General features: G+C 63.4%; 11 protein-coding genes, 1 rRNA gene and 3 pseudogenes. 6 read left to right on the forward strand and 9 right to left on the reverse strand.

Translation table 11 applies throughout. The features are described 5' to 3' along the window. Nucleotides 1-124: 124 nt before the first annotated feature. Together ABC337_RS03485 and ABC337_RS03490 are read right to left on the reverse strand one after the other, a co-directional pair. Nucleotides 125-1,648, reverse strand: a 16S ribosomal RNA gene (locus ABC337_RS03485). Between the two features lie 583 nt (nucleotides 1,649-2,231). Further along, nucleotides 2,232-2,867: a hypothetical protein gene (locus ABC337_RS03490; RefSeq protein ID WP_412882353.1), complete on the reverse strand. Its 636-nt coding sequence runs from the start codon at nucleotides 2,865-2,867 to the stop codon at nucleotides 2,232-2,234. Between the two features lie 217 nt (nucleotides 2,868-3,084). Here ABC337_RS03490 and ABC337_RS03495 point away from each other — a divergent pair, with 217 nt between their 5' ends. Then, nucleotides 3,085-3,978 carry a glucose 1-dehydrogenase gene (locus tag ABC337_RS03495; protein WP_412882352.1) on the forward strand — a complete coding sequence of 298 codons (894 nt, stop codon included), beginning with the start codon at nucleotides 3,085-3,087 and terminating at the stop codon, nucleotides 3,976-3,978. Nucleotides 3,979-4,151: 173 nt separating this feature from the next. On the opposite strand, the pseudogene ABC337_RS03500 reads toward ABC337_RS03495, so the two are convergent. The 4 genes and pseudogenes from ABC337_RS03500 to ABC337_RS03515 all read right to left on the reverse strand — a co-directional run bounded on the left by ABC337_RS03500 (nucleotide 4,152) and on the right by ABC337_RS03515 (nucleotide 8,054). Further along, nucleotides 4,152-5,761: pseudogene (locus ABC337_RS03500) on the reverse strand (alkaline phosphatase D family protein). 143 nt (nucleotides 5,762-5,904) lie between these two features. Further along, a complete protein-coding gene (locus tag ABC337_RS03505) occupies nucleotides 5,905-6,108 on the reverse strand; it encodes a cold-shock protein (protein WP_208747914.1) in 204 nt (67 codons plus the stop codon). A gap of 207 nt (nucleotides 6,109-6,315) precedes the next feature. Beyond that, nucleotides 6,316-7,545: an acyltransferase family protein gene (locus ABC337_RS03510; protein ID WP_412882350.1), complete on the reverse strand. Its 1,230-nt coding sequence runs from the start codon at nucleotides 7,543-7,545 to the stop codon at nucleotides 6,316-6,318. Between the two features lie 20 nt (nucleotides 7,546-7,565). Further along, nucleotides 7,566-8,054: an SRPBCC family protein gene (locus ABC337_RS03515; protein WP_412882349.1), complete on the reverse strand. Its 489-nt coding sequence runs from the start codon at nucleotides 8,052-8,054 to the stop codon at nucleotides 7,566-7,568. A gap of 190 nt (nucleotides 8,055-8,244) precedes the next feature. Between ABC337_RS03515 and ABC337_RS03520 the strand changes: the two genes are divergently transcribed. The 5 genes and pseudogenes from ABC337_RS03520 (at nucleotide 8,245) to ABC337_RS03540 (ending at nucleotide 14,542) form a co-directional block, all read left to right on the forward strand. Next, entirely contained in the window at nucleotides 8,245-8,697 is a 453-nt protein-coding gene (locus tag ABC337_RS03520) for a DUF4383 domain-containing protein (RefSeq protein ID WP_412882348.1), read from the forward strand. A gap of 209 nt (nucleotides 8,698-8,906) precedes the next feature. Beyond that, nucleotides 8,907-9,265, forward strand: a pseudogene (locus tag ABC337_RS03525) (TfoX/Sxy family protein). 17 nt (nucleotides 9,266-9,282) lie between these two features. Next, nucleotides 9,283-10,050, forward strand: a pseudogene (locus tag ABC337_RS03530) (SLC13 family permease); the annotation flags it as partial. Between the two features lie 1,163 nt (nucleotides 10,051-11,213). Beyond that, nucleotides 11,214-12,470, forward strand: coding sequence for an SIR2 family protein (locus ABC337_RS03535; protein WP_412882347.1), 1,257 nt, complete (start codon nucleotides 11,214-11,216; stop codon nucleotides 12,468-12,470). Nucleotides 12,471-12,673: 203 nt separating this feature from the next. Beyond that, nucleotides 12,674-14,542: an ATP-binding protein gene (locus ABC337_RS03540; protein ID WP_412893301.1), complete on the forward strand. Its 1,869-nt coding sequence runs from the start codon at nucleotides 12,674-12,676 to the stop codon at nucleotides 14,540-14,542. Between the two features lie 343 nt (nucleotides 14,543-14,885). Here ABC337_RS03540 and ABC337_RS03545 read toward each other — a convergent pair whose 3' ends face one another. From ABC337_RS03545 to ABC337_RS03555, 3 genes are all read right to left on the reverse strand, one after another. Continuing rightward, nucleotides 14,886-16,058, reverse strand: a complete 1,173-nt coding sequence (locus ABC337_RS03545; RefSeq protein ID WP_412882345.1) for an ATP-binding protein — start codon at nucleotides 16,056-16,058, stop codon at nucleotides 14,886-14,888. Nucleotides 16,059-16,133: 75 nt separating this feature from the next. Further along, on the reverse strand, nucleotides 16,134-16,418 hold the full coding sequence (locus ABC337_RS03550) for a hypothetical protein (protein ID WP_412893208.1): 285 nt from the start codon (nucleotides 16,416-16,418) through the stop codon (nucleotides 16,134-16,136). 139 nt (nucleotides 16,419-16,557) lie between these two features. Further along, nucleotides 16,558-16,809, reverse strand: a complete 252-nt coding sequence (locus ABC337_RS03555) for a helix-turn-helix domain-containing protein (protein ID WP_412882343.1) — start codon at nucleotides 16,807-16,809, stop codon at nucleotides 16,558-16,560. Nucleotides 16,810-17,142 lie beyond the last annotated feature (333 nt).

Below are 17,142 nucleotides of genomic sequence, written 5' to 3' on the forward strand. Positions count from 1 at the left end.
TATTTGTTGATATTCCACCCATGAGCACCCGCCGCAGAACTTGCGTCTGCGCAACGGGCGTACTCCTGACAACACCACCACACAAACACAGTGGCTTGGCGGGGTTGCTGTAGGCGCTCCTTAGAAAGGAGGTGATCCAGCCGCACCTTCCGGTACGGCTACCTTGTTACGACTTAGTCCCAATCGCCAGTCCCACCTTCGACAGCTCCCTCCCACAAGGGGTTAGGCCACCGGCTTCGGGTGTTACCAACTTTCGTGACTTGACGGGCGGTGTGTACAAGGCCCGGGAACGTATTCACCGCAGCGTTGCTGATCTGCGATTACTAGCGACTCCGACTTCATGGGGTCGAGTTGCAGACCCCAATCCGAACTGAGACCGGCTTTTTGGGATTAGCTCCACCTCACAGTATCGCAACCCTTTGTACCGGCCATTGTAGCATGCGTGAAGCCCAAGACATAAGGGGCATGATGATTTGACGTCGTCCCCACCTTCCTCCGAGTTGACCCCGGCAGTCTCCCATGAGTCCCCGCCATAACGCGCTGGCAACATGGAACGAGGGTTGCGCTCGTTGCGGGACTTAACCCAACATCTCACGACACGAGCTGACGACAACCATGCACCACCTGTAAACCGGCCACAAGTGGGGGACCTGTTTCCAGGTCTTACCGGTTCATGTCAAGCCTTGGTAAGGTTCTTCGCGTTGCATCGAATTAATCCGCATGCTCCGCCGCTTGTGCGGGCCCCCGTCAATTCCTTTGAGTTTTAGCCTTGCGGCCGTACTCCCCAGGCGGGGCACTTAATGCGTTAGCTACGGCGCGGAAAACGTGGAATGTCCCCCACACCTAGTGCCCAACGTTTACGGCATGGACTACCAGGGTATCTAATCCTGTTCGCTCCCCATGCTTTCGCTCCTCAGCGTCAGTTAATGCCCAGAGACCTGCCTTCGCCATCGGTGTTCCTCCTGATATCTGCGCATTTCACCGCTACACCAGGAATTCCAGTCTCCCCTACATCACTCTAGTCTGCCCGTACCCACCGCAGATCCGGAGTTGAGCCCCGGACTTTCACGGCAGACGCGACAAACCGCCTACGAGCTCTTTACGCCCAATAATTCCGGATAACGCTTGCGCCCTACGTATTACCGCGGCTGCTGGCACGTAGTTAGCCGGCGCTTCTTCTGCAGGTACCGTCACTCTCGCTTCTTCCCTACTGAAAGAGGTTTACAACCCGAAGGCCGTCATCCCTCACGCGGCGTCGCTGCATCAGGCTTCCGCCCATTGTGCAATATTCCCCACTGCTGCCTCCCGTAGGAGTCTGGGCCGTGTCTCAGTCCCAGTGTGGCCGGTCACCCTCTCAGGCCGGCTACCCGTCGTCGCCTTGGTGAGCCATTACCTCACCAACAAGCTGATAGGCCGCGAGTCCATCCAAAACCACAAAAGCTTTCCACCCCCCACCATGCGATGAGGAGTCATATCCGGTATTAGACCCAGTTTCCCAGGCTTATCCCAGAGTTAAGGGCAGGTTACTCACGTGTTACTCACCCGTTCGCCACTAATCCCCGGTGCAAGCACCGGATCATCGTTCGACTTGCATGTGTTAAGCACGCCGCCAGCGTTCATCCTGAGCCAGGATCAAACTCTCCGTTGAAAACAAACAGACACAACACGCGCCACCGGGAAAACGGCGACAGCATGCTGCACAAAATTTGAAACCAGCTAAAACACCAAACCACACCACAGGGGCGGCACGATTCGGCAATTTCAACCAATCAATAAAACAATCGGTATCAACAAACTTGGCACACTATTGAGTTCTCAAACAACAGACACACCCGGCACCACCACAACCCCATCAAAGGATCGCGACTCGCTCCGGAGCAACTTTTCAAACTTACCCGATCACCAACCGCAATGCAAACCGGCGTAACCGCCGAATCCCACGCAATGGAAGGGTCCCCACCCGAAAAACCGGCGCACAATTCTGCACCATTTTTCAGGCCGTTCAACAAGGGGGTCGGTCGCTATCTTTCCGCTTCAGCGGCGGCGACTCGAATAACTTTACACACGAACACCGAACCACACAAATCGCACCCCGACAACCCACCCCCGCCCCAAAAACCCCGGAAACCCGGGGATTTCGGGGCGTGGCAGGGGCCGAATTCCCGTCAGACACGGGAACCCGGTTCTGTGCAGCGCGTCACGTCTCGAGGGCTCTTCGCCGGTCGGCCGCCCTAAGCCGCGAGCGCACTCCCCTGGGTCCGCGCCATGAACTCCCCTGCCCGGCGGAAGTCCCCGTAGGTGTAGACCAAGCCCACCCCCATCAGCAGCGAGGCCGTCGCGAAGAGCCACGAAAACAGGCCGCCCCAGTGGATAACCTGGGGCAGAAGGATGAGTGCTTGGACGGGGAACAACATCAGTTGAGTGGCCAAGCCCCGCCGGAGCTGCACCGCCACAGCCCGGGTCACGTCCAGGCGCCGAGGGTCAATCTGTTCCTTCCCGCGGATCTGCCGACGGACGGACTTCCGCTCCTCGTCGGTCAAGGACAGCATGACGTCCACCCTGCCTGGCGAGGCCGCCGGCGCAATCCGTTTCCGGTTGTAGATGATGCCGCCGACGCTGGCGGCCAGGACGGCACTAAGGACGCCCAGCGCCACTATCAGCCCCCAGTCCACCGGCCCGGCCAAGGACACGAGCAGTCCCGCCACGGCAACCCCTGCCCCAATAACAAGCGTGCCGGCCGGAAGATAGAGGCCGTAGTAGCGGCGAATCGCGGGCCCGAGTCCCCGATCTTCGATGCCGGCAGCCCGACGTCGTGCGGCTTCCCACCTCTTCTCGTCGCGCTTCAGGAGATCGTCGACTCCGCTCATCGCACCCCCCTCCCCCGGCAACCGGCGCCACCGCCGCTAGGGCCATCTTTGTCCCACACACCGCGGTTGCCAAGGCATCGGCTCCGCCCGCGTTGCGCGCTCCCCGCCGTCCTACTAGGGTGATTGATAAGCATGCTTAGCATGCCGTGGGATCCACCCGCCGCCCGAGCCCCGGCCGCATCACGGCCGGGCCGAACGCACCTATCGGAGGAGAACTATGACTGACCAGTACACGTTCAGGAACCCCGTCACGGCGTATGACCAGATTGAGCCGCCGGAACAGAGCCAGCCGGAACCCGGCCTGGACGCGAGGATGACCCCCAAGGCGGACCTTGGCGAGGAGACCTACCGCGGCACCGGCCGCCTGGAGGGCCGCAAGGCGCTCATCACCGGCGCGGACTCGGGGATCGGCGCCGCCACGGCCATCGCTTTCGCCCGCGAGGGGGCCGACGTCGTCATGTCCTACCTCCCGGAGGAGGAAGAGGACGCCGCCCGCATCGCCGGGCTGATCGAGAAGGCCGGCCGCAAGGCGGTCAAGGTCCCCGGTGACCTGAAGGATTCGGCCGTGTGCCGCGAACTGGTCGAGACCGCCGTCCGCGAGCTCGGCGGCCTGGACATCCTGGTCAACAACGCCGGCAAGCAGATGGCGCAGAAGGCCCTGGGTGACATCACCGACGTCGAGTTCGACCACACGTACAAGACCAACGTGTACGCGATGTTCTGGCTGACCAAGGAAGCCCTGCCGCACCTGCCGGCCGGTGCCACCATCATCAACTCGACCTCCATCCAGGCGTACAGCCCGTCGGAGACGCTGGTGGATTACGCCTCCACCAAGGCCGCGATCAACAACTTCACCAAGGGCCTGGCCCAGCAGCTGGCGCCCAAGGGCATCCGCGTCAACGCCGTGGCCCCGGGCCCCATCTGGACCCCGCTGCAGCCCAGCGGCGGCCAGCTCACCGAGGACCTGCCGGAGTTCGGCAAGGAGACCCCGCTGGGCCGCGCCGGCCAGCCGGCCGAGCTCGCCCCGGCCTACGTGTTCCTGGCCTCGCCCGAGTCCAGCTACGTGATCGGCGAGACGCTGAACGTCAACGGCGGCATGCCGACGCCGTAACGTCCTCTTCGCCCAACGCCAGTGGGCCCCTCCCGGACTTCTCCGGGTGGGGCCCACTGGCCTTCTGGGGACCCAACTGACTGGCAGGTGAGGCCGTTTTGAGGGGTGAAAACGGCCTCACGTGCGAGCTAGTTGGGTGGGGCGGACGACGGCGGCGGCAGGGCGCGCGGAGCTTACCGCTGCGGCGGGAGGGACTTGCTCCAGACCACGGTGCCGTTGGCGTCGCGGAGGCTGACGGTGAAGACGTCGTCCGCTCCCAGGTCCACGTGGCCGAAGAACTGGCTGGTGCCGCTGCGCGGGGACTCGTTGGCGTAGGCGCCGGCCTTGAAGAACTCCACCTTGGGACCGAACGTGCCGTCCAGGGCGTTGGGTCCGAAGCTGCCGGCATTGATCGGCCCGGCCACGAATTCCCAGAACGGGTCGAAGTCGGTGAAGGCGGCGCGGTCCGGCGAGTAGTGGTGCGCAGCGCAGTAGTGCACGTCGGCGGTCAGCCAAACCACGTTTTAACCCGGTTGCGCTTGAACGCGGACAGCACCGCGGCGAGCTCGAGCTCCTTACCCAGTGGGGCGCCGTCGTCGTGGTTGGACAGCGATTCCTCGTTCACCGGCCCGTCCGGGACCACCAGGCCCAGCGGCAGGTCGTTGGCGATCACCTTCCAGGTGGCCTTGGAGCGGCTGACCTCGCGGATCAGCCAGTCCGTCTGCTCCTGGCCCAGGATGTGGGTCAGGTGCGTTTCCTTACCGTCGGTGTTGGGGTCCTTGAAGCTGCGCATGTCCAGGCAGAAGATGTCCAGCTGCGGGCCGCGGGAGATCTTGCGGTAGATCCGTTCGGGTTCGAACCCGGTGCCGCCGGCGGTCACCCCGGCGATGGGCTGGTATTCCTGCCAGGCCTGCCGGCCGCGGGCGGCGAGGACGTCCACGCGGTGTTCGGTGTAGCGGGTGTCGGTGAGGATCTGGCCGGGGTACCAGTTGTTGTGCGTCTCGTGGTCGTCCCATTGGGCGATGACGGGGACCTCGGCGTAGAGGGCGCGGATGTTCTTGTCCATCATGTTGTAGCGGTGCCGGCCGCGGAAGTCGTTGAGCGTCTCGGCCACCTTGGAGACCTCCTCGGTGACCAGGTTGCGCCAGATCTGCCCGTCGGGTTCGGTGACCTGGGCGCTGATGGGGCCGTCGGCGTAGATGGTGTCACCGGAGTGGATGAAGAAGTCGGGCCGGGTGGCGTGCATGGCCGCGTAGCCGCGCATGCCGCCGATCTCTTCGTTGATGCCCCAGCCCTGGCCGGCGGTGTCGCCGGTCCAGACGAAGCTTTGGCCGCGGGATTCGCGGCCGCTGGCCAACAGCCCGGTGTCGGCCGCGGTGCTGAAGGAGCCCTGCGCGGTTTCGCCGGCGAGGCCGTCCGCGTCTTCGAAGTGCATGCTGACGGCGAAGCGGGTGCCGGCGGGCAGGTGGCTGGCGTCGATCCGGGCGGTGAAGTCGGTGGCCTCGGTGGCGGCACTCCCCCGCAGCACCCGGCGGAAGGCGCGGCCGCCGCTCAGCGGGGACCCGCCGTCGTCGACCGCCAGCAACTCCGCCACCAGCGTGCCTGGCCCGGACGCTCGGGACCAGAGGACGCCGGAGCCGGTGGTGACGTCGCCGGTGGAGATGCCGGAGGGCAGGGTCAGGCGGTTGCGGACCAGGGCGACGCCGGTAGCGTTGGCGGCTCCGGCCGTTCCGGGGACGACGGCGGCGGCACCGGCGGCGGCCAGGGCACCCTTGAGGACATTGCGGCGGCTGAATTCAGTCATGCGTCCACCGTTGCCGGTCCCGATGAACCGCTGGTGGCGTCGGTGTGAACGGGGCGCGGGCGGCGTCCTAAGGGCACAAAAAAGCAGGGCCCGTCCGGAGACGGGCCCTGCTCGAAACCTAACGGTCCCGGAACTCTAAGGAATTAGAGGCCCTGGATGTTGGTTGCCTGCGGGCCCTTGGGGCCCTGCTCGACGTCGAAGGAGACCTTCTGGTTCTCTTCGAGGGAGCGGAAGCCGGAGGAGTTGATCGCGGAGTAGTGCGCGAAAACGTCCTGCGAGGAGTCATCGGGGGAAATGAAGCCGAAGCCCTTTTCAGCGTTAAACCATTTGACGGTACCGGTAGCCATTATTTTTGTCCTTCGTGAAGGTGGAGGGAAAATCCCGACTTTCGGGCCCTCCGGCGTGGGGTGCTCAAAACCGCTACTTCAGAAGAACACGGACTTTCGACCGTGCGTACTGCCTGAACTACGAACTGCAAACACAACAACAGAGTTAACACTACAGGAGTTGGGCGCCGCTAATTACCACATGACGCGGATGCCCCGGCCCGGCGGCTAGGCCTGTGGCTGGGCTTCCCGGGTGTCCGCGGCCGACGGCGCCGTTCCCGCCCGGGTTTCGGACGGCGCGGCGGCAGCGGATTCGGCGGGGGCGACGGCGGCACGGTTGCCCTTGACGATCCGGCGCTCGACGGCGCGGCCGGCGGCGACCGAGAGCCGGTGCGCGGGGCGTTCGACGTAGCGGAAGAACAGTTCGGCGATGCCGAAGGATGCCGCCACGCCCAGGACCAGGCCCAGCGGGAGCGAGACGCCGCGCATCAGGGTGGCGGCGGCCAGGATGATCGGCAGGTGCACCAGGTAGAGGCTGAAGGACACGCGGCCCAGCCACTGGGCAGCGGGGGTGTCCCCCAGTTTCTTGGCGGAACCGGAGAGCAGGAACACCAGCACGATCAGCGTGGCGCCAACGGTGATGACGGCCTCGACGCCGCGGATGGGCGGTTCGGGGCTGATCCACTCGGCGTTGGCCAGGTAGAGCCCGACGGCGGCCAGCAGCAGCCAGGTCCACCGCGGCCAGGAACTGGCCAGCTCCCGGATCCGTCCCCTCTCGGCCCCGATGACGGCGCCGATGGCGAAGATCGGCATGTAGGTCAGCGCCTCGATGTGGAAGATGCCGCCGATGACCGCCAGGCCCAGCGCGATGACCAGCTTGAGGTGCCAGAACCGGCGCCAGCGCAAGGCGAGGAAGACGTAGAGCGGCAGCAGCAGCGAGAAGGCGACCTCCCAGCGGAGGGTCCAGAGCGGGGTGTTGATGGTGCTGGCGTTGAGCATCAGCAGGGCGTCGCGGAAGACCTGGCCGGGATCCGCGGTGGTGACGTACATGTCTGCCCACGGGCTCTGCAGCGGCGACGGGGTGCGCGGGATCAGCAGCATCAGGACGACGGCGAGCGCCAGGGCCGCCCACGCCGGCAGGTAGAGCCGCAGCAGCCGCTTGGCGTAGTACGGCGCCCAGCTTCTACCGGGGAGTGACTTGGTAAACGGCAGGATCAGGACGAAGCCGGAGAGCACGAAGAAGACGTGGACAGCGGGGGTGCCGTTCCACAGGACGTGCAGCGGAGAGAACACCGCCCACATCTCGGGACTGGTGAGCCGGGTGGAGCGGTCGTTCGAGACGACGCGGCCAACCCACGGGAGCGTGGAGAGCGCGTGGCAGGCGACCACCACCAAGGCGGCCAGCCCGCGGAGGCCGTCCAGTTGCGTGACTCGGGTGGATCCAGGCTTTTGGGGCATCGATCCATGTTACCAGTCCGTTACATTTGGGCGGCGGGGACGCTCTCGGCGATCTGCTTGATGGCGGCGAGGGTTTTGGGGATGCCGTGCAGTGCCTGCTGGGTGCGGTCGGCGATCTGGGCGTCGGCCTTGTCCCCGAATTTCTCCTTGAACATGGCGATCCCCTCGGGCAGGAACTCCCAGGACTCGGTCAGGACGGTGCCGGACTCGGCCGGCGTCATGGTGAAGCCCCAGCGGACGTACTTGCCACCCACAACCCAGGCGAACTCGCGGCCGCGCTCCGCGGCCACCACCTCTGAGCGTGTCTCCCACGTCCGCCCGGGGACTTCGTTCCGGCCGGTGAACCAGGTGCCGACGCTGCCGGCGCTGTCTTCGTCGTCCCACCGGCAGCTCTTGCAGACGGGACTCCATTCACCGGTGCGGGTGACGTCGGAGACGAGGTCGTAAAGCGCCTCGGCGGAGGCGTTAACCGTGACGGATTCCTGGTGCTGGCGGGGGTTCTGAGTCATGGGTCCATCCTTGCAGACGGTTTCGCCTGCGGAAGCCGGCCACCCGCACCTGCCCGGGACCGTAGAAAAGACGTCTGGTAATCCGGCGAGCAATCCGAACTCCGGTGCCAGCCGAATAGCTGCCATGAACATCGGGCCGGCCACACCCCGGCCGGCCCGTCACCGCAAGTCCGAACCCAAGGAGCCCAGCATGGCAACCGCAACCCACTCCCGCACCACTGCCCGCACGACAGTCCAGAAGGCCAGCCTCGCCGTAGGCGCCGTGTTCCTCCTGGTGGGCATCCTGGGCTTCGTCCCGGGCATCACCAGCAACTACGACTCGCTGCAGTTCGCCGGCCACCACTCCGAGGCCATGCTGCTGGGCCTGTTCCAGGTCTCTGCCCTGCACAACATCGTCCACCTGCTCTTCGGCGCCGCCGGCCTGCTGCTGGCCCGCACCGCCACCGGCGCACGGTCCTTCCTGCTCTACGGCGGCATCATCTACCTGGTCCTGTTCGTGTATGGCCTGGTGGTCCCGGAGGATTCTGCCGGCGACTTCGTGCCGCTGAACAGCCTGGACAACCTCCTGCACCTTGTGCTCGGTGCCGGCATGATCGCTCTGGCAGTCATCCTCACCAAGGGCCGCGCCAAGGCCCACGCCTAACAAACCGCAGAGTTCCATCGAACGCGCCCACCGGCTTCCGGTGGGCGCGTTTGTCATGCGAGCCTGTCCGGCGGCGTCCCGACGCCCCTTAGCGAATGCCACCACCGTGGCGGCGCGGTGCTAACCCAACCGGAACCTATCCCCCGCCCAGCGGCGGGCATATCCTGCAGGAAAGCCCGCTCGTGGCCCGCAGCATTCCGGAGGTACCCATGGAAATGCCCAAAGCGTCCGACGCCGACAAGGAGCGCTTCCGTTCGCTGGTGCCACGCCTATCGGAGGTGGTCCTCAAGCCGATGTTCGGGCACCTCGGGGCGTTCGTGAACGGCAACATGTTCGCCGGCCTCTTCGGTCCCACCATCGGCGTGAAGCTGTCCGAGGCGGACAAGGCGGCACTCGAAAGTACCGAGAGGACCGTTCCGTTCGGGCCGGCCGAGCGCCCATGGGAGGCTGGACCGGTTTGCCGGAGACTTGGAGCGTCGAGGGCGACGACGGCGAGCGCGCCAGAACTTGGGTGGCGAAAGCCTTCGAGCACGTGGCCGGGCTGCCGCCGAAGGCTCCTAAGGCGTAGGAGCAGGCGGGGGGTTCATCGCGCTGAAGAACGGCTTCCCGATCGCGCAGGGCTCGCTGTTCCTGGCCAGCTTCGCGCTGAACTTCATCCTGTCCGCGCTGACCATCGTGCTGTTCGCCGTGCTGGGCAGGCTACGTGACAAGCACGCCAACGAGTACGCCGGGCTGGATACGCCCCGCACCGGCCGCCCGAGCGGACAGCAGCTCTTCACCCTGGTTTTGATTGCCGCGATCCTGGTCTGCACGCTGGGCTTCCACATGCCGATCGGCTTCGTGGCCCTCTCCGCCGGCCTGCTGCTGGCGTTCGTCAACATCAAGGAACACAAGACGTTCATCGGGGGCGTCTCCTGGTCCACTGTGCTGCTGGTGGCCGGCATGATCACCTACGTCTCCCTGCTCCAGCACGTGGGCGTCATCGACACTCTCGCCGAGATGGCCCTGGCGCTGGGCGCCCCGCTGCTGATCGCCCTGGTGCTCTGCTACGTGATCGGCGTCGGCTCCGCGTTCGCGTCCTCGACGGCGCTGCTCACCGCGTTCATCCCGATGGCCGGGCCGCTGCTGGCCACCAGCTCGCTCAGCGCCTCCGGCACCGTCGCGGCCCTCGCCATCGCCGCCACCGTGGTGGACGTCTCCCCCTTCTCCACCGACGGCGCCCTGGTGGTGGCCAACGCCCGCGACGACGACCGCCAGCGCGTCTACCGCCAGCTCATGATGTACGCCGGCGGTGTGGTCCTGGTGGCTCCGGCGTTGGCCTGGGCGCTGCTGGTGCCGACGGGGGTTATGTAGGGGCTTCCACGGCGCAAAGGCAGGCCGGCTTCATAGCCGGGACACCGGGCCCGCCGTGCGCGTTGCCCTCGATCAGGTCCCCCGGCGGATAAGTCCTAAATGCCTAAAGCCCCACGCAGTCCCGCCCGGGCGAGGCCGTTTCTCCCGCACCCGGAGGGAATGGTAGCTAGCCACCGGACGAGCGAGTTTTCTGGACAATCCCGATCCTGGGGTACGACCCATCTAGAGACCTTCGAGCCAGCCCCCACTGCTTGGCCAAATTTGTCCCCGCTCCACGATGCAGTACCCGAAGCGGTGTTCTAGTGTCCAAGCCAACATGGGTTCAAATCCCACCGTCACCGCCAACTAGCGAGGCCCCTGCTTCCCTTTGTTTACAAGGGAAGCAGGGGCCTTTGCTTTGCCCTCGCCCGGCTCATTGGCAAGGAATTGGCAAAACTTGATTCAGCAAGCCCGGCCCCACCGACTCCGACGTCCGGACGGAAGCAACGATGGGGAACTTTTGCACCTGCCAGTTGGCGCGAGGATAAATCTGCACTCGGCCGTTCAGCGATATAGATGAACGAAGTGGCTCTTCGCCGTCCCTACCGACCAGGGAACCGCACACCGCCGTTTCCGTCAGAAGGCATTGGCCCGCGGATCACATATGATTCTCACGGGAAGGCGACGCGATTTTAGGGGGGTGCTCGGTGGCAAAAAACACCGGCGAAGGCAAGCGGAATGGTCAGCTTAGAGACCGCTATCAGCAGAAAAACGAGCGGACGGGGCTCTTCGATAAGTATGACGGTCTCGGGAACTACATAGCGTCCAAAGTGACGCCAGGCCCTTGGAAGAGCGTCGAGACTCGGAACCCGAAGAAGCCGCCGCGGGGCTGAGAGGCCGCAACGCACTGCGGCGAATCCCTTGAACTGTACGGGACAGATGACCGTCCCCTCCACTTCAGTCAGACACTAGTACGCGACGCGTCTCGAACGTTTGCATACACCTGTCATCTTGAGTATCAATTGGCCGGGCCCCGCGGAAGGGACTCCTGCCCAGGCCGCATGCTGTACGAACGGCGCGTCCCTGGCAACATCCCGTCGGCCATTCGAAGAAGATCTCATGACGCGGGCACGCTCAACCAGCCGGAAGCAGATCCCGAGGAGGCAGTCCGTTAGTCTGACCGAATGGGAAATAGCATGGGGGTTTGGCTTGGGGGCGAAGTCGTCGACGAGCCTTGCAGCGATCAGAGTTCGGAACGAATAAGGTCTTGGCTGGCGGCGTTGCTCGACGGCGAGCACTTGTCGCTACTCACGGGAAATGGACTGACCACGGGGGTCGCCTTCAACGCAGGTCTGGAAGCGCCGTCCATGGCCGGGGAACCAGAGTTCGGAAAGTTCACCCAGCAAATACTGGATAACGCGGCGGCGACGTGCTCCCAAATGGGGCGGGGCGTGCCCAACATCGAAGACAAGCTGCGCAGCGCCCAGACCGTTCTGGATGGACTCTCTATCATTGAGCCAGACCAAGTCGAGACCAAAGACCTGAGGGCCAGAGTAGAAGCGCAGTTCGACCTGCTCTTGGAATCGATCTTGGGTTTCGAACGTTCCCTCCGAAATGCAGTCGGCACGGAGAAGTATCGAACGGCACTCAACTCAGCTGCACGATTTCTTCTCGCCTTCGCGGCCCGACCCGGCGGCCGCGAGCGGCTGAGCCTGTTCACCACCAATTACGACCGACTCCTCGAGCATCTATGCGATCAATTAGGCCTTCGCCCCCTCGACCGCTTCGTGGGCGGGCTAGAGCCGAAGTTCCGCGCCTCGCGACTCGACGTCGATATGCACTACAACCCACCTGGGGCGCGCGGCGAGCCACGTTACCTCGAAGGCGTTCTGCATCTAGGAAAACTCCACGGCTCTTTGGACTGGGAGTGGTCCGAATCAAAGGGCGTTCACAAAACGATGGTTCCCTTCGGAGCAGACCTTGCCACCTCTCCCAGCCAAGGGTCTGATAACGTCCTGATCTATCCGCGAAGTACGAAGGACATCGAAACCCAGCTGTATCCGTATGCCGAGCTCTTTCGCGATTTCGCATCGGCTGTCTGCCGGCCGCACTCAGTGCTATTCACATTTGGATACGGCTTTGGTGACTCGCATGTCAACCGAATAATCCAGGACATGTTGACCATCCCCTCAACGCATTTGGTTGTATGCAGCTTTCACGCATCCCAGTCGATCGATTCCTGCCTGGGCGACTTCAGCGACAACCCGCAGGTTTCAGCGTTCATCGGCCCTCAATACGCGTCGATTGATGCAATTGGGGGCTGGCTACCCAGGCTTACTTCCGAACCCCTGATTCGCAGGCAAGGGAACTATCGTTCGGTAATCGACGCGGCAAAGCCGGCCTTGGCTGACTCTTCGCGAGGCCCCGGCGGGGAATCATGAATACGCCCGTCTCCGAAGCCGCGGCCCGTGTCATTGGCAGGGTGGAATCTGTTCGTGCCAGCGAAATCAAAGTCCTGCTCGAGACCGAGGCGCCGCAGGCCACCGCATTCGGCCCGAGCATTCAACGCTTTCCAAGAATTAACGGCTATGTGGTCATCCCCATTGGATCGGGACTGCTAGTCGCTACAGTGACGGCCATTTGGATGGACCCAGCCACAGTTCCCGTGCGCCGCAACCCAGATCAGAGTATTATCGACCTCCCGTTTCCCGTCCGCAGGCTAACCGCTAGCCCTATTGGGACGCTTCAGTTCGTCGACGGGGGAAATTCATTGCGGCTAAGCCGCGGGGTATCCACGTTCCCCCCGGTTGGATGCGAAGTGGCACTACCGACCAGCGCCGAGCTTAGGGCGGTCGTAGGAACGTCCGGTCATGGTCGAGTTCACATAGGCACTGCCCCACTCGCAGATTCAACGAAAGTTTCGGTCGACCCCGATCGCCTATTTGGCCGCCATCTTGCTGTTCTCGGCAACACGGGCAGCGGAAAGTCCTGTTCCGTGGCCGGTCTCATCCGGTGGTCACACGAAGCGGCCAGATCGGCGATGAAGGGCGAACCGCCGAACACCCACTTCGTCGTCTTGGATCCTAACGGCGAATACGCAACCGCCTTCCGGGACAAGGACCACGTCCGTCTATTTCAGGTATCGCCAGAGAGTGCTGCAACTGACCACGAAGAGGGCGGCCCGGCAAGGGCAACCACAGGCCACTTCGATCTGCCAAGTTGGATGTGGAACTCCAAAGAATGGGCCACATTCACGGGAGCCGCGTCGGCCACACAGCGACCGGCGCTCCACCAAGTTCTGAGACATCTGAGATCTGGGGTAGCTACTGTCGATTCAGCTAACCGCTCTCTGTTCACAAAGCTCAGAGCTTATCGGCAGCTGCTGTGGACAATGGTCGAAAATGGGCCTGCCCTAATCGCAGACTTTCCTGGAAAACAGAACTGCGGTCAGCTACTCAAGGCGCTCGCGGAGGACCTGCAACCACATCAACCGCAGGACGAACGAATCTTCCCGATCGTGCATGCGGCCACGACCCTGTATCAATCGCACGAATCCGTCAGTAAAGGCGCCACCTACTACGCAGCCTTCTCCGTCGATTCGTTGACAAAATTCTTGCCTCGAATTGACGCCATCATCGCAGATCTGGAATCAGATCCCGTCCAGTACGACATCAATATCGACTCCCCGGTCCCGTTCCGGCTGGAGGACATGCCGGGACAGCTAAACGCCTTGCTCACGACCACCGATATGGCAGACAACGCAAAGTACATGTCTGGCCTGACGCTTCGAATCAATGAGATCGTTGGAGACCGACGGCTCAAGCCCATTATTGACCACGAAAATGACAGAGACCTAGCCAAGTGGCTCGAAGACCACCTCGGCATCGTGAACTCTCCCAAGGGGCAGATCACCATCATAGATTTGTCGTTGGTGCCATCCGACGTTTTGACCCTTAGCATCGCAGCATTCGCCCGCCTCACCTTTGAGGCGTTGCAGCGCCTACGGCGGCTTGATCAGGAGACGCTTCCAGTTGCAATGGTCCTCGAAGAGGCCCACAACTTTATACGTAAACCTTCGTCGGAGGATTCCGGAGAACTGTCGGCCGCCACGCTGTGCCGGGAAACGTTTGAGAAGATTGCCCGCGAAGGCCGCAAGTTCGGCCTCGGACTTGTTGTTTCCTCTCAACGCCCTTCTGAACTCTCGGCCACGGTGCTGGCGCAATGCAACACGTTTCTATTACACCGCTTGGTGAACGACCGCGATCAGGATCTCGTCCAGCGGATGGTCCCGGATAGCCTGGGGGGCATATTTCAGGAACTACCAAGTCTGCCCTCACGCCAAGCGATTCTTCTGGGATGGGCTACCGAGTTGCCGGTCCTAGTTGAGATGCGCGAACTGGCCGAAGATCATCGGCCGCGGTCGTCCGATCCTGAATTCTGGAATTCTTGGATACGGCAGACGGTCCCAAACGCCACCTGGCAGCAAGTCGCCGACGACTGGCAAAAGCCTTAGGGAGCCGCGCCGCCGAAGAGTTCAGGACGCCTCATGGAGTCTGCGCGGCCTCTATCTTGTGCGCGGCGCCGGCAACTCTCACTACATATCAGGCATTATGTTGTGGATTGGCTGCGCACTCCCGGCCCGACAAGCTGGCCAGCAGCTTGTCGGTGTTTGCACGATGACCCACCTGTCCGAACCTGCGCCGACAGGCTTCTGTCGACGGGTTTCGCGGGAGGATGGTCTCGCCTCCAGTGGGGGGCACCCGACACCAAGTTCGAGCCATCCTCGGGGACCTCGGCCGGCGCCTACGGGAATGACCCAGATAGCGTCCTCGAGCGGTCGCGAATCGGAGTTGCGGTCAGGCGTCGTTGAATCGTGAAATGTAGTCCGCCATCCCGGGGACGGTGAACGCCACCCGACCGAGCGCCGGCGGGTAGATGATGCCCTTGCGGATCAGCGAGGAGCGGGTCATGGTCATCGAGCTTTGCTTCTTTTGCGCCCTCGTGGCCAGGTCGGCGGTGCTGGACCCCTCGTCGCCGTCGACGGCCATGAGCTGTAGGTACGACTTTTCGGCCTTGGACGCCCGCTCCCAGCGGGACGGAAAGAAACCCTGGTCAAGCTGCTGGCGGCCAATCTCTACGGCAACCTGAGCGTCGCTGAGAGTGATGATCTTCTCGGGTGCGGTCTCCCATGCGGCGTAGCCGTATTCCTGCAGGAAGTACGGATAGCCGCCGGAAGCGTTAAGGAGCAGGTCTCTGGCGGCGGGCTCGAAGGATGCGCCGAATTTCGCGGCGGGCACAGTCAGGGCGGAGTCCGCCGCCGGGCGCGGCAGCGGACCGATGCTCCGGTAGTTGAACAGCCGCTCGGCGTAAGAGCGAGATTCGCTGAGAACAGAGGGCAGATTGGGCAGGCCGGCGCCGGCGATGTAGAACGGCCATTCCCGCTGGTTCGCCAGATGCTGCACGCTGAGCAGCGCCGCGATCAGGGGCGCGTCAAGGTCCTGCATCTCGTCGATCACAAAGACCAGGCCAGACCGTTTCTCTGCCAATGCCGTGCAGAGATCCTCGACCAGCTCTTCAAGGTCAACCTCGATGGATCCCGAGTCCGCTCGGCCTCGGTTCAATGCGACGCCGATATCGATACCGGTGACCCCGAGTTTGGCGGAGAAGGAAGCCACACTGCCCAGGGAGGATTTCAAAGTCCCTCCGGCGCTTTTGTTGTTGAGCTTTCGCCCCGCCTGGAGAAGATTCCTCGCCAGCTTCGCCCTGACCGCGTCCGGGCCGCCGTCAGCGTCGCGGCCTTCAAGAGTGACCACCATGAATTCCGCACGTTCGGCCTGCCGCCGGAACTCGTTCAACAGCACGGTCTTCCCGACACCCCGGAGCCCGTGGAGGATAATCCCGCGGTCCGGTCGACGCTGCCGGGCCTTAGCCATCAGCAGGTCGAACGCGTCCACCTCGTCCTGCCTGCCAGCCAGCTCCGCCGGACGCCGGCCTGAGCCGGGCGAATACGGGTTCAGTGCGCTTTCCATATCCGCAAGCATAAAGCTATATCCAGAAAAATGGATATTAGGTTATGAGGCCTTATGGAGACTCTTCGACCGGAGCTAGAGTCCGCTGCTGCCCTTCCATCCGTCGGCCGTCACACGCTTGATATTCGCTGACTGCGCCCAGCCCAGATGGTACTTGCCGGACACATCCAGCCACTCAATCAGGCCGTAGCTATGTGACCAGGCCACGGCCTTGCCGTAAATGCCGTTGACGTACACCAAGGGTCGGCCGTACTTCGGGAAATCCCGGATCGGTGAGCTGTCGTCCATAGGGCGGACCTTGTCGGCGTCCAGGCGTGCCATAATCCGGTCCATATCCTCGGGAGAGCCTGACTTGATCACGGCTCAAGTCTAAGACGAATCCCGGGGGTTTAATCGAACATGTGTTCTCCACAGGGTTCTCCACATGTGAACAGGCATTCGATCACGCCGGGGCGCCAACCAGCAGCCGCGTTTGGCGGCGACATGCACGCCGAATCAGCTACTCCTGATCCCCAGTTTCGCCGTCGTCGCTGATCTCGCCTGCGGCAATCCGTTCAGCAGTGCGCCGGTACGCCCTCTCGATGTAGTCCTCGACGTCTTGCCGGCCGATGCGCCACATCCCTCGGCCACCGACCTGCAGGGCCCGCAGCTCGCCCGCCTTGATCAGCGCGTGGACCTGGTTCGGCTTCACGTTCAGTTCGTCGGCCACCTGGGACGGCGTCAGGAAACGGTGCTTGGGTTCGTCGCTCACCCGGCCATCCTATGTGCGCCCGGCCCGGGCCAGGGTCAGGCCGCGAGCTCGGCCCGAGGGAACCGAGCTCCCGCAGGGCCCTCCCCCGCGAATACGCAACATATTTCCGAATCTCCGTATTCTCGGGGCCGCGCCTGGCTTTCGGAGATCAATCGGCAATAAACTTCCGGTTTTGGTGTTGTCTAGCCGCTAGTCGAACGAGAGGTGAAGCCCCGTCAGGATGGCGCCGGCGCCGAACAGCAGCAGGCAGACCAGGACACCGATGTCTTCCATGCCCTGGCTTGCTCATCCTTTCCCGGGCGGGCACGACCCTGAGCTTCTCCGTGATCAGGT

Source organism: Arthrobacter phoenicis (assembly GCF_047238215.1).
In the GTDB taxonomy this organism is placed as follows: domain Bacteria; phylum Actinomycetota; class Actinomycetes; order Actinomycetales; family Micrococcaceae; genus Arthrobacter.

Bases quoted from the DNA above. Each gene is read 5' to 3' on its own strand.
- ABC337_RS03490 (WP_412882353.1), bottom strand. From the start codon at position 2,867: ATGAGCGGAGTCGACGATCTCCTGAAGCGCGACGAGAAGAGGTGGGAA.
- ABC337_RS03495 (WP_412882352.1), top strand. From the start codon at position 3,085: ATGACTGACCAGTACACGTTCAGGAACCCCGTCACGGCGTATGACCAG.
- ABC337_RS03505 (WP_208747914.1), bottom strand. From the start codon at position 6,108: ATGGCTACCGGTACCGTCAAATGGTTTAACGCTGAAAAGGGCTTCGGC.
- ABC337_RS03510 (WP_412882350.1), bottom strand. From the start codon at position 7,545: ATGCCCCAAAAGCCTGGATCCACCCGAGTCACGCAACTGGACGGCCTC.
- ABC337_RS03515 (WP_412882349.1), bottom strand. From the start codon at position 8,054: ATGACTCAGAACCCCCGCCAGCACCAGGAATCCGTCACGGTTAACGCC.
- ABC337_RS03520 (WP_412882348.1), top strand. From the start codon at position 8,245: ATGGCAACCGCAACCCACTCCCGCACCACTGCCCGCACGACAGTCCAG.
- ABC337_RS03535 (WP_412882347.1), top strand. From the start codon at position 11,214: ATGGGAAATAGCATGGGGGTTTGGCTTGGGGGCGAAGTCGTCGACGAG.
- ABC337_RS03540 (WP_412893301.1), top strand. From the start codon at position 12,674: ATGGACCCAGCCACAGTTCCCGTGCGCCGCAACCCAGATCAGAGTATT.
- ABC337_RS03545 (WP_412882345.1), bottom strand. From the start codon at position 16,058: ATGGAAAGCGCACTGAACCCGTATTCGCCCGGCTCAGGCCGGCGTCCG.